The organism is Emticicia sp. (assembly GCF_043780375.1).
GTDB lineage: Bacteria > Bacteroidota > Bacteroidia > Cytophagales > Spirosomataceae > Emticicia.
The window spans coordinates 1-13,037 of sequence record NZ_JAYWCU010000241.1 but is presented as its reverse complement, the minus strand read 5'-3'; the positions used below and the strand labels follow the sequence as shown (position 1 = coordinate 13,037).

The 13,037-nt window shown below is 35.6% G+C and carries 13 protein-coding genes; 3 read left to right on the top strand and 10 right to left on the bottom strand.

Annotated features, from left to right (window positions below):
• Window positions 1-291: 291 nt before the first annotated feature.
• Complete coding sequence (locus ACH2CJ_RS18345) at window positions 292-1,467, top strand: galactokinase (protein WP_394995013.1); 1,176 nt, start codon at window positions 292-294, stop codon at window positions 1,465-1,467.
• Window positions 1,468-1,709: 242 nt separating this feature from the next.
• Window positions 1,710-3,341: a glycerol-3-phosphate dehydrogenase/oxidase gene (locus ACH2CJ_RS18340; RefSeq protein WP_394995010.1), complete on the top strand. Its 1,632-nt coding sequence runs from the start codon at window positions 1,710-1,712 to the stop codon at window positions 3,339-3,341.
• A 34-nt stretch (window positions 3,342-3,375) separates the two neighbouring features.
• On the opposite strand, the gene ACH2CJ_RS18335 is transcribed toward ACH2CJ_RS18340, so the two are convergent.
• The 10 genes from ACH2CJ_RS18335 to nusB form a co-directional block, all read right to left on the bottom strand.
• The gene (locus ACH2CJ_RS18335; RefSeq protein ID WP_394995007.1) at window positions 3,376-3,954 is read right to left on the bottom strand and encodes a hypothetical protein; all 579 of its coding nucleotides are present in this window, start codon (window positions 3,952-3,954) and stop codon (window positions 3,376-3,378) included.
• Between the two features lie 239 nt (window positions 3,955-4,193).
• Window positions 4,194-6,338 carry a 3-hydroxyacyl-CoA dehydrogenase NAD-binding domain-containing protein gene (locus tag ACH2CJ_RS18330; RefSeq protein ID WP_394995005.1) on the bottom strand — a complete coding sequence of 715 codons (2,145 nt, stop codon included), beginning with the start codon at window positions 6,336-6,338 and terminating at the stop codon, window positions 4,194-4,196.
• 193 nt (window positions 6,339-6,531) lie between these two features.
• A complete protein-coding gene (locus ACH2CJ_RS18325; protein WP_394995003.1) occupies window positions 6,532-7,434 on the bottom strand; it encodes an LD-carboxypeptidase in 903 nt (300 codons plus the stop codon).
• Between the two features lie 56 nt (window positions 7,435-7,490).
• Window positions 7,491-8,450, bottom strand: coding sequence for an ion channel (locus ACH2CJ_RS18320; protein ID WP_394995001.1), 960 nt, complete (start codon window positions 8,448-8,450; stop codon window positions 7,491-7,493).
• A gap of 97 nt (window positions 8,451-8,547) precedes the next feature.
• On the bottom strand, window positions 8,548-8,853 hold the full coding sequence (locus tag ACH2CJ_RS18315; protein ID WP_394994999.1) for a DUF721 domain-containing protein: 306 nt from the start codon (window positions 8,851-8,853) through the stop codon (window positions 8,548-8,550).
• A gap of 221 nt (window positions 8,854-9,074) precedes the next feature.
• A complete protein-coding gene (locus ACH2CJ_RS18310) occupies window positions 9,075-9,728 on the bottom strand; it encodes a hypothetical protein (RefSeq protein WP_394994997.1) in 654 nt (217 codons plus the stop codon).
• An 85-nt stretch (window positions 9,729-9,813) separates the two neighbouring features.
• Entirely contained in the window at window positions 9,814-10,089 is a 276-nt protein-coding gene (yajC, locus tag ACH2CJ_RS18305; protein WP_394994994.1) for a preprotein translocase subunit YajC, read from the bottom strand.
• Between the two features lie 29 nt (window positions 10,090-10,118).
• A complete protein-coding gene (locus ACH2CJ_RS18300) occupies window positions 10,119-10,610 on the bottom strand; it encodes a DUF1573 domain-containing protein (protein WP_394994991.1) in 492 nt (163 codons plus the stop codon).
• 116 nt (window positions 10,611-10,726) lie between these two features.
• A complete protein-coding gene (locus ACH2CJ_RS18295) occupies window positions 10,727-11,047 on the bottom strand; it encodes a YtxH domain-containing protein (protein ID WP_394994988.1) in 321 nt (106 codons plus the stop codon).
• 72 nt (window positions 11,048-11,119) lie between these two features.
• Window positions 11,120-12,256 (bottom strand): transcription antitermination factor NusB, encoded by a 1,137-nt coding sequence (nusB, locus tag ACH2CJ_RS18290; RefSeq protein ID WP_394994986.1) that lies wholly within the window; start codon window positions 12,254-12,256, stop codon window positions 11,120-11,122.
• A 164-nt stretch (window positions 12,257-12,420) separates the two neighbouring features.
• Here nusB and ACH2CJ_RS18285 point away from each other — a divergent pair.
• A partial coding sequence (locus ACH2CJ_RS18285) for a hypothetical protein (RefSeq protein WP_394994984.1) occupies window positions 12,421-13,037 on the top strand: 617 nt, incomplete at its 3' end.

The following is a 13,037-nucleotide window of genomic DNA, read 5'->3' as shown; positions in this document are numbered from 1 at the left end:
TTAGGCAACCTAACGAAAATAAAGTATTCAAAATCGACAATCAATCAAAAAATCTGTGCAAAGGTTTGCACCTAATTGACAGAGAAAAAAAAAGGAATATCAAACGATTGCACACAATATTGAACTGAATATTTCTAAAATAAAGATAATAATTACTATAAAAAACACTATTTTTGACATAAAGTAGTTAAAAATCAAAAGTGATTAAGTTAATAAAACTATTGATAGAAGCCCCTAAGTTTCTTGGGGCTTTCTTTTTACTTTTTTATACTAAAAACTACTGACAATATAATGTATTACAAGCTTATTAATCAAAAATTTGAAGATATTTTTGACCATACTCCTTTTTTGTCTGTACGTGCCCCAGGACGTATAAACCTCATCGGTGAACACACCGATTATAATCATGGTTTTGTACTGCCTGCTGCGATCGACAAAGCTATTTATTTTGCTATTTCACCAAGGAATGACCAAGAATGCAAGCTGTATTCCTATGATTTACACGATTCCCATCAATTTTCATTAGAAAAAATAGAAAAATCGGACAAAGGTTGGGCAAATTTTTTGATTGGGGTTTTAGCCGAAATTATAAAAAAAGGTCATAAAATTCCGAACGGATTCAATGTGGTTTTTGGTGGAGATGTACCCCTTGGAGCTGGCTTATCTTCATCGGCAGCCGTCGAAAGTGGCATGGGATTCGCACTCAATCAATTGTTTAATTTAGGGATTTCGAAGCTTGATTTAGCACTCATTGCCCAACAAGCTGAACATAATTTTGCAGGTGTTAAATGTGGCATTATGGATATGTTTGCTTCCATTCACGGCAAAAAAAACTCAGTTATCAAACTCGATTGCCAAGATTTGAGTTTTGAATATTTCCCTTTTCACGCTCCCGATTATACCATCGTTTTGTGTAATTCAGGTATAAAACATAATCTGGGTGATAGTGAGTACAACAAACGCAGAGCAGAATGTGAAGAAGGCGTAAAAATCATGCAAAATGCTTTTCCTCAAATTAATAGTTTACGTGATGTTTCGGCACAAATGCTCAGAAGTCAATCCGATAAACTTCCTTCAATTGTTTATAAACGATGTAAATATGTAGTTGAGGAAATTGAGCGTGTAACCATTGCTTGTGAAGCTCTCGAAAAAGACGATTTGGTAACGTTTGGACAAAAAATGTATGAAACCCACGAAGGTCTGAGCCAAGAATACGAAGTAAGTTGCATCGAATTAGATTTTTTAGTAGAGCAAACACTAAGTCTCGAAACCGTAATTGGAGCAAGAATGATGGGCGGTGGTTTTGGCGGATGTACTATTAATTTAGTAAAAACAGACGCAGTTGATACTTTTATTGAAGAAATACAAACCGCTTATAATCAAACATTTAATACTGAATTACATTCTTATAAAGTCAATATTACCAATGGCGTAGAAGAAATAAGAAAAGCCCAAGTTTCTGTCTGAGATTTTGGAGAATATGTCTAAATTGCAGGAAAAACTGTTGAAGCTGCTGATTTTTGATCATAAAATTACTTTCGTCAAGTTAATAGCCGAAACCAAATGACAGTAAATTTGAAGTTTAAGAATATAAATTTATAAAAAATCAAAAGTATGATCTGAACTCTAAAATACCAGTGGGAGAAGTTTTTTAATATTGATACGTTCAAATCTACTTTCCAACAAAAAATCATTTACACAATTCTCTCATGAACAGAGTTAAAAATCTCGAAAAATTACAAAAAGAACAGTTTGATATTTGTATTATTGGTGGCGGAGCAAGCGGTGCTGGCTGTGCCTTAGATGCAGCTCTACGAGGTTTTAAAGTAGCTTTAATTGAAAAAGAAGATTTCGCAGCAGAAACCTCTTCAAAATCAACAAAGCTGATTCATGGGGGCGTAAGATATTTAGAACAAGCCTTTAAAAATTTAGATTTTGGACAACTTCGCCAAGTAAAACATGGTTTACAAGAACGTCATACTGTAATCAGAAATGCCCCACATTTGGCACATCCCTTGGCTTTGATTACACCAGTTTTTAGTTGGTTTGAAGGATTTTATTTCACAATCGGGCTTACTATTTATGGTTTATTTGCTAAGAATGACCTATTACCAAAAGCTCAATGGCTTAATAAAAAAGAAACTTTTGAGCATATTCCTACACTTACACCCAAATTGCATAGTTCGGTGATGTATTATGATGGGCAACTCGACGATGCACGCTATTGCTTGGCTCTCGCTCATTCGGCTCACAAAGCAGGAGCTGTTATAATAAACCATCTTGCTGTTACGAATTTTGAAAAAGATAATAATGGGAAATTAATAGCGGCAATAGTAAAAGATAATTTAGCAGAAAAGAGCAGCACAACAGTAAAAGCAAAAATATTCATCAACTGCACTGGCCCATTTGGCGATAGTATTAGGCTAATGGCAAATTCTGCACAGGAAAAACGCCTTCGTCCGAGTAAAGGCGTACATATTATACTTCCATCAGAGGTCTTACGGAGCCAAGATGCCATACTGATTCCAAAAACTAAAGATGGACGAATAGTATTTGTGATTCCGTTTGAAGGCGAAGTAATGGTTGGTACAACCGATGACGAATACCGTAATTTAGAAAAAGAACCTATCCTAATCAGCCAAGAAATTGACTTTTTATTAGATACCCTTCGCCCTTATATGGCTAAAGTTCCCGACAAATCTCAAATAAAGTCTGGTTTTGGAGGCTTGCGTCCACTTATTGCTTCATCTGGCTTAAAGGCAACAAAAAAACTTGTCCGAGATCATGAAGTGGAATATGACGAAAAATCAAATCTCGTTAGTTTACTCGGCGGAAAATGGACAACTTACCGCCTCATGGCAAAAGATACAATAGATGAAGTTTGTAAATTATTAGGCAAAGATATTGAATGCAGCACCGAATCGCATTATTTAGTTGGTGGAGAAAATTATAATTTTGCGGATTGGAGAAATATTCAAGAAAAATACAATTTAGAGGAAGATATTTGTCAGCATTTAATAAAAAAATATGGCACAAATGCTGAAGCAGTTTTACAAGTAATTGATAATCAAGAATTTAAAAGCAAAATTCACCCAAATTATCCATTTATCAAAGCCGAAGTAATTTATACAATTCGAGAAGAAATGGCGAATAGTTTACGAGATTTTTTTGCCAGACGTACCCGCATGGAATTGATGGATTGGCAAGCGACATCCGACTCTATCAAAATCGTAGCAGACATAATGGCAAAGGAATTGCATTGGTCGGAAACTCAAAAACAAGAAAATAGTGAAGCTTACCGAAAGTTATTGAAAAAATTTATACTTAGTGCAAAAATATAATTTTGAAAAAACTCTACGCGAATGTAGTAAAAAACTAAAGTGAAACGCCCAAACTAACGCCTCCACGAAGCTCATATTTTCCGACAGAATAAGAAGGAGTTATATTTAATCGAACAAACACAACCCTTGGATGCGGCGGAATATCGAAAACAATTTGCTGACGTAAACCAATAATGCCAAAAACAAAACTTCGAGTTTCGGTAGTTCGATAAGCTGCTAATGTATAGCCTGCCCCTATTTCACTAAACCATTCTGCAGCAATTTTTGAAGGAGCCGATTTACACCTTACACTCACCCGTTTATTAATACCTCTACGAAGATTATTTAACAAATAGTTATATGTAACCGAGGTAGGCACTGAAACACCCCCACCATTCGTTACACTTCCTACATCGGTTTCTTGTCCACCTGGCAAAAAACCTAAACCTATACGGGTCGATAAGAAAGAGTGTTGCCAACGAACAGGCAAGTATTCGTAGTTGATTGAACCAATCGGGCTAATCGCAAAAGTCTCCACCATAATCGCAGATTTATAGCGAGTTCGATACATGATTTGTGATTGACTATTTTCAAAAAATAGTAGTACAAGTATGGCAGTTATTAAATATTTCACTCGATTATAGGGGTTACTTCAATTAACGCAAGATAAAAACGTGCCAAAATGTATGGGTTTATAGTTTTTTATCAGTTTAAGTATGTTTTCTTTGTTTGACAACGAATCTTACTCTACCAAAATTACAATTTTCAAAGAATAAATCAACCTCATACTATATTTCATCCTAACAATTATTGGTATATTATAAAAAAAGACGTAATCTCTCCGTCTTTTTTTATAATTTAAATATTTATACATCACAAAGTTTTTACCAATTCCTTTTGTTTATTAGTTAATCTGAATCTTTCGCCATACTTATCTGCCAAGCGGTCAGTTTCTTTCAAGAAAGTTTCTTTGCCTACAAATTCAGGAAAATTGAGCGTTCCACCTGCATAAGGAGGAAATCCCCAAGCCAAAATAGAACCGATATTAGCATCCAATTTCGAGATAAGTACGCCTTCATCCATACAACGAATACACTCTACAACTTGACGATAAAGCAAACGCTTTTTTACTTCTTCTACATCAGGTTGTATTGCCGAAACTGGAAAATGCTCAGCCAAGCCTTCCCAAAGATATTTTTTACCGTTTTCTGGATATTCGTAGAAACCTTTCTTATTTTTCTTGCCTAAACGCCCCAAATCATCCACCATCAATTTTGTTGCTTGATAAGTCGAATCTTCTTCACTCAGTACTCCATCGGCAATTGCCTGTTTTGATATTTTTAAAGCTAAATCTAAGGCTACTTCGTCCGAAACTGCCAAAGCTCCTACTGGCATTCCTGCATTTTTTCCTGCATTTTCAATCAAAATCGGGTTTACACCATCTTTCAATAAAGCAATACCTTCGGTGGTGTAAGTTCCAAAACAACGTGAAGTATAAAATCCACGAGAATCATTGACTACAATGGGTGTTTTTCTGATTTTCTTGACATAATCTACCGCTAATGCTACTGTATAATCAGAAGTTTCTTTGCCACGAATCAACTCTACCAACATCATTTTATCGACTGGTGAAAAGAAGTGAATTCCGATAAAATTCTCAGGTTTTGTCGAAGCCTTTGCCAAACCAGTAATTGGGAGTGTTGAGGTATTTGAGCCAAAAACACCATTCTCAACCAGCATCGACTCGGTTTCTTTGGTTACGGTTGCTTTCAATTCACGGTTTTCAAAAACTGCCTCAATAATCAAATCACAGCCTTTCAAATCATTAGTATCGGCAGTTGTTCGAATCAGGCTCAATAGTTTTTCACCTTTTTCAGTAGTAGTTTTGCCTTTTTCAATGCCTTTTTGAATTAAAGTTCTCGAATAATCTTTGCCTTTTTCAGCACCTACCAAACTCACATCTTTCAAGACAACTTCAATTCCTGCCATTGCCGATACATACGCAATACCCGCTCCCATAAAACCTGCACCCAAAATACCTAATTTTTTAACATCTGTTGCTGGAACATTTTTCGGGCGACTTGCTCCTTTATCAGCATCATTTTTACCCAAAAACATGACGCTTATTAGATTTTTTGCCTCTTTTGACGTGGCAACTTTTACGAAATAACGAGCCTCAATTGGAATCGCACGGTCTATATTTACTTGTAAACCTTCATAAACACACGATAAAATCGCAATCGGAGCAGGATAATTTCCTTTAGTTTTATCCATAATCATGGCTGTACCAGCAGCAAAAGTTCGCATACCAGTTGGCGACTGTACATTTCCACCTGGTACTTTATAATTTTCACGAGCTTTGATAGCTCCCGTCTTTTTATCAAACTCATCCCAAGGCTGAATCGCTTTGGGATTTGCTAAAATCCATTTCATGGCTTTTTCCATCATTTCTTCACGAGTGGCAGCCATATCGTTTACCATTCCATAACCCAAAGCTTCTTTTGGCGTGATGCGTTTGCCTTCAACCATCAACATCAAAGCGGCTTCCATACCTATCAATCGTGGCAATCGTTGTGTGCCGCCTCCGCCTGGCAATAAACCTAATTGCACTTCGGGTAAACCAATTTGTGCTTTTGGATTATCAAGTGCAATACGGTAATGACAAGCCAAACAAACTTCGTAACCTCCGCCCAAAGCTGTACCGTTCATGGCAGCTACTACGGGCTTTCCACAAGTTTCGAGTTTACGGAAAATATGGTTAAAATCTAATGAAAACTTGTGCATTTCGGCTGGGTCTTTGCCATTATTTCGTAAAATCATCTTGACATCAGCCCCAGCAATAAATTCGTTTTTTTCGGAAGTAATAATTATTCCTTTGACTTCAGCGTCGGTGTAGGCCTTTTCAAGATGACCCTCAAATTCAGGAATCGAAACATCGTTTAATACGTTCATGGGCGAAGTCGTCATGTTCCAACTGATAATCGCCACGTTGTTTTCTACCTTATAGTTAATTTCCATTATGATGGTTGAATATTAAGTTTGTAAATATAGTATGCAAGCATACTATATTGCAAATATAAAAAAAATATTCAAAATCTCAATTTTAAGTTCCTTAATGAATCTTATGCATTTCCCTATTATTTACTTTTGAGCAGAACTGTGTTTAACAATGCTTTTTTGAATTTTTGCTCCATTATTATAGAGAAGTCTTTTAGAAATTTAGTGTCGTGCTCTCATTATCAACACTCAATATAGCCATACTTCCGCAAGGAATTGCCCAATTTATAGACTCATGTCCAACAGGGAAATCGAAGCAAATGGGGTAATTATATTCGGCTGTATGTTCGGTAATGATTTCGTAGAAAGTTTTACCAAATGGTTCGTCATTTTCTTTTAAGTCCGAAAAATTTCCCACGATTAATCCTGCCAAGTTTTCCAGTTTTCCTGCACGTTTGAGTTGAATCATCATGCGGTCGATATTGTAGAGGTATTCCGAAATATCTTCGATGAAAAGAATTTTTCCGTCAGTAATTAAGTCTGACTCTGAGCCAATTAAATGTGCCAAAATACAAAAATTCCCGCCCACAATTTGTCCTTCTCCCCTACCTTGTTTGTTAATATCTTTTGATGGAATTTTGTAATCTATGCTTTTACCAAAAAGAAATGTTTCGAGGGTTTGAACCGAGAAATAATCTCGCATAAAGGTTTTAGGCATGGGAGCATGAAGGCTCTGAAAACCCATCGCTTGGAGCTGACAATGAATAACCGTAATATCGGAAAAACCGATTATCCATTTAGAATTTTTCTTGAATTCTGTAAAATCAATGGCATCAATAATTCTCGAACTTCCGTAGCCCCCTCTTGCCGAGAAAATCGCTTTAATTTCCTTATTATCAAGCTGCTTCTGAAAATCACGCAAGCGTATTTCATCAATTCCTGCAAAATTAAAATAAGCAGCACCAACCGACTCACCGATAATCACTTCTACTCCCCAATTCTCTTCAATAAGATTAATAGCTGGCAGAATATCGTCCAAATTGAGTTTGCTTGCTAAAGCAACAATGGCAACTTTATCACCTTTTTTTAAGTAGGGCGGGGCAATTAATGAGTTCAATTTTATGGGAATTTTATAGGGAATATCTATTATCGAAAACACTTAAATCGACTATTTCAAACATTCAAAGCCACTTGGTCATAATCATCTATTTTACTCAAATCCAAAATATAGGCTTCTTCACCGTCGTTTTCGAGCATGGGTTTAAATTTTGCTCCCCAAACCAGCTCATCATGAAAATACGAATGTCGCTTATGTACAGCATCGGCAAACGTATCGTCAATACCTTGTGTGGCAATCATAAATTCGGCATCGGCAGCAGCTAAAGATTCGGGCGTTTCTCCATAAAATGGGCTATCCTCTGTAATGGCATGAACGATAGTCCAGTTTGTTGGAAAAAAATTCACCTTCGCACGTTCAAGCATAAGCCCATAGTATTGTCTATTTCTCACACCATTTTTTTCTTCCACTTTAGAAAAAACCAAACTTACTTCCATATTTATAATTTGGTTACTTTTTTCATTAACCATTCTAAACATCAAAGCATTTGTATCTAAGTAAGGAGCAATGATGGCATTTTTACTAAATAAAATTCGTGGATTGGGTCTTGAAAAACGTCCATAAAGTAAACCAGTTATGAGGGCAAACATCATCAGCCCCGCCAAAGATTCGATACTTGCTACTAAACTTGCAGCAAAACCCACTGGGGCAATGCGTCCATAACCAACAGTAGTAAGAGATTGAGCAGAAAAAAAGGATGCATCCCAAAATTGAGAATGGCTATCGGTCATATCAACACCAACCAAATGCTCTACACCGATAAGGTAATAAATGTAGGCAAAAATAAGATTTAGTACAAAATAAATAGAAAGAACTAATAAAAAAAACTTACGCCAAGACATCGTAATAAGTCGATTATAGGTATTGAGCCAAGCCTCAAACGACTGACCTTTTCGCTTAACATTAAACTGACCATTATTTGTAACAAGGCGAGTATGACGGTCGGTCATTTTAGTGCCGAAGCCTAAATCTTGACGATTACGTTCTCTTTCAACGAGAATATTTTTTTTTGACATATCTTTTGTGGCACTTTCGGGTGGTGTTCAACTTTTCAAATTGTTCAAAAGTCATTGTTAGTGATTAGGTAACAATATTTTGCACCAAAAAAGTTTACTACAAAAACACTACATCATCAACAACTGACTCACCAATGTCTTTATTTACGAGGTCAATTAGTTTAGTTTTTGCCATAAAAAGTTCTTGCCGAAGTGGAGAAGAGTCGATTCGAAGATACAATACACGATTTCTTACATAAATTTCTTTAGTGCGAGAAGCAATGGTTTGCCCCATCATTCGCCCCCAGAAAGCTATTAAATATGTTTCGTTAAATTTAGTTTTGAGGTCAAAGGTTTTCAGAAAGGCTTCGATAGCATCCTTCATGGGTGTTGCTTGTGAGCGACGTGAAGTTTCTGAAGCCATTTTATTAAGAATTAGGTTTAGGCGATCGGAATTAGGAGAATTATAATTAAATATTTTTAGTTGTAGAGCTTGTTTGAGTTTTTTCACGTGTAAAAAACGATACTTTTTTGACTTATCTCTTTGTTAAGAAGTGCATTTTAAGCCCAAATCAAAAAACCTACTAACCTCTTAGACCAATATTATCACTTTTCCACAAAAGCCTAATTTCTAAGATTTGATGGCTACTTTAGCAATTCTGCTACCTCAAAACTCACTAACGTTTTTTCAACATTTGCTTTGACATAAGAATTTTTGGGCAAAGTAATCGATATTTTATCGTCAAAATTGATCGCTAAATGTTTAGCAGGGATCTTTATCAACAAAGTATCTTGATAATTTTTCAGAACTGATTCGGGGCCTTCTACAAGAATTTGCGACGGAGAAAAATTTATCAAACTCGAAACCACAAAATTCTTTTGCAAATCAATGCCCAAACTGTCAATTTTTAATACTATTTTTTTTACTAATCTTCGTTCAAAATTAAATATCATAGTATCGGCTATCACATAATTTACTCTTGTATTTTTGAATTTTGCTGAAAGAGTTTCCATCAAAAAGGAATTGTCTAAGCCATTGACTACCAATGGATTATGAATTTCATAAACCAAAGGAGGAACATTCAAAGATAAATTATCTTTCAGCAAATTCCAACCTGTACTCGATAAGCTCACCGTAATTTGCTTAGGCAATGGCGTGGTTGCAATATAAAGCGAATCGTTGTACTTAATCTCTAAGGGATAATTTATTTTGGTTGAATAGCCAGACTTGTTAAGTGCATTCAATAACCAAAAAACAAAAGCGGTGAGAAAGCACAAAACTAATGTTCTTAAATTCATTTTGAAAGTCGATAGTCCACTGACGACAGTTTATTAATTTGCACGCTAAACTATCGACAGTGGAGCGGTACGCCGCTCGCTAAATTTATTTTTTTCTTGCAACTGCCGTTTTGTCGAAAGTCAATCTTGCTCCACCACCTGCCGAAATTGTAATAGTTATTTCGTCTTTTGCGACAATTTTGCCGTGCATTCCGCCAAGTGTTACAATTTCATCTCCTTCTTTCAACTCATCAACCATTTTCTTTTGATCAGAAGTCTTTTTCTGTTGCGGACGAATCATAAAAAAGTAAAATACCGCAATCATTCCGACCATCATAATAATCGAAAACATACCATTACTTTGTGCTTGTAAAAGAATCATTATTTTTAGAGTTAAATTTATTTGAAAAATTATATTTTAGGAATTTTTGATACTGCTGATTTTACTGCATCTGGCATATTTTTCCCCTCAACGAGTGCTGTAAATGAAAGCACCGTTTGGTTTGGAATTGCATTAGAGTAAATCGTAACAAACTTTTTGTTTGTACCTGCCTTACCCTTACTATTGAAACGAACTACAATTTTAGCTGATTGACCTATGCCAACAGGGTATTCTGGTTTTGAAGCAATTGTACAACCGCATTGTACTTGAACATCGGTAATTTGCAAAGCACTTTTTCCAATATTTTTAAATTTGAATTCATGTTGAACAGTATCTCCTTCGGTGAGTGTTCCAAAATCAAAAACTTCTTCTTCAAACTCAATAATTGGAGCATTTGCAACGGCAGCCAAAGAATCTTCTTTACTCATCGTTTCTTGATTTTTAGAGTCAATCAAGTTACAAGAAAAATTCATTCCTGCAAGAATAATAGTTGAAGCAAAGGCTAAAAACACTTTTTTCATTTTGTATTTTATGTGTTATTTTGAAAATTAATTACAATTTCACTACGAAAGATATTGCAATGCAACCTCTCTACGGGGAAAACCTTATTTGACCTATATAATGCTATAAATCAAGGTCAGTTTTTTGATTTTATCTGACTCATTAGAGATTCTACATCTTCTAATAGTTTCTCTGCTTTTTGGCGAGCTTCACTCACCACTTTTTGCCCTTCGGCTTTTGCCGAGCTATCGCCGCCTACAACTTCCATTGCTACCTCATCGCCTCTTTCAATAAGGTCATTGATAAATTTTTGGAGTTGTTCACGGTATTTCGACAAACGATACGACAGTCTGTCACGTGTAACTTCACCTTTTTCGGGTGCATACAAAATGCCGATAGCAGCACCAGTAGCTACTCCAGCCAAAAATGCTATGAAGGTTCTTGTTGAATTGCTCATAAAATTAGTGAATAAATGAATAATATATTTGCCTTTAATTGCCCATTGTTGTTTGATAACTGTTAATTATTACTACTTATTATCCAACATTCCTCGTCCGCTTTTGCGAAGTCGTCCTGATTCTTTTAGTTCTTTTGAAACACCGTCCAAAATTCCATTGACAAATTGCCCACTTTTTGGTGTACTATAATCTTTTGCTATCTCGATAATCTCGTTGATAGTAACTTTCACAGGAATACTCGGATAATTGAGCATTTCGACTAAAGCCATTTTCAATAAAATATGGTCGGTACTTGCAATACGATCGATTTCCCAGTTTTTCAGTTTCGGAATCAAAATTGCTTCCAATTCTTTTGCTTCAAGGATACTTTTCTGATACAAAGTTTGCAAAAATTCTTTTCTTTCTTCCCATTCATCGTCTAAAAGACTAATTTTTAATTTACCGTCCTCTACAAATGCCTGAAAAGTATGAGTTACAGCAGCTCGGAGGGTTTCAATATCGTCAATCCAATAAAGGTCTTGCTTCTCAAAAAACTCCCATGCAATTTCATGCTTTAATATTACGTTTTTCAATAAATATTTCAGGATAGAAAAATCTTCTTCGAGTGTGTGGTTAACTTTGGAGCAGTATTCTTCGTAGTATTTATTTGAGCGAATTACTTCACGGTAAAGTTTAGCAACAAAAACTTGCTCGCTGTTCAAGCCAACGCTTCTACGACTCAACTGCGTTTCAAGCGTTCGCTCGTGTCGAAGGGCTTTAATTAGTTGATTATCAGCAAATTTCGATTGACTAACATTGGTGCTATCCAATTCAGCACGGTCGGCAAGTTCGATAAAAAGTTGTAAAATTTGCAGATACAAATCATATACTCTTTCGGCTTCTATCACCATTCGACTGGCGTAATGATGGATGTCTTTTTTGTTTTTAAGAAGAAAATAATCTTTGGCTTTTTCAACCGAACGTATTACCTCTGGGGGGGCTGTAAAAACACCCTCGGCTTGTCGAGAAAATGCTTCTTGAAGCAATTGTTGACCTAATTTTCGGTGGCCTTCTAATTTTTCTTTGTCTTGAAATTCCATTGAATTTAAGTCAGGAGCAAAAGTTTCAGCTATAAGGTCTAAGGCTAATTGGAAATTCGCACCCTCAGCTTGCTTATAAGCATAAAGGGCTTGCATCGCACGAATCCGTATGAGGCGTCTGTTGAGCATAGGTATTCAAAGAACTATGTTTATTGAAGTGCAAAATTAAGTATAAAAAAGCAGAACCCCTAACCACCGAAGGGGGATTTTGTTTTATAACTACCATTATTTTTACTGTAAATAATAAAAAATAGTTATTTTACAGTAGATTTGAAACAAAGAAATGAACAAAAATGAAAAGAAAGTTTCAATACATTAGTGTTATTTTATTGACAATCAGCCATTTATGTGCTTTTTCACAATCTTATTCGTCCGAACAAATAAGAGAAGATATAACTTCGCTAAAAAATGAAATAGAAAAATATCATCCTGACCCTTACAAATATATAACGAAAGAAAAATTTGAACGATTTTACGACTCACTTGCACAACGGGTAGTTGGTCGTTACTCCTTGCGTGATGCCTACTTTGTTTTTTTGCCAATGGTACAAGCAGTTGGCTGCGGACATACACACATGTCGCCCGACCGCAGGTTACTTTCTAAAAACAATTCTTTGAGCGAAAGGCCTAAATATTTCCCTTTTAGTGTGCGATACATAAATAATCAGTTATTGGTTTCGAGAAATTATTCGGCTGATAGAAAAATTACTCGTGGCACAGAAATATTGGAAATTGATGGTCAGCCGGTGAAGAAAGTTTTAGAACATTTAGAGAACATATCTTATTATAATGGTGATGGAATTAACCCAAATGCACGAAAATATTATGCTATTCGGGAATTCAGAAAATTGTATTATTTGTGGAAAGGTGAAAAAGATAGTTTTTTGATAACATACCGAAAACAAGGGCA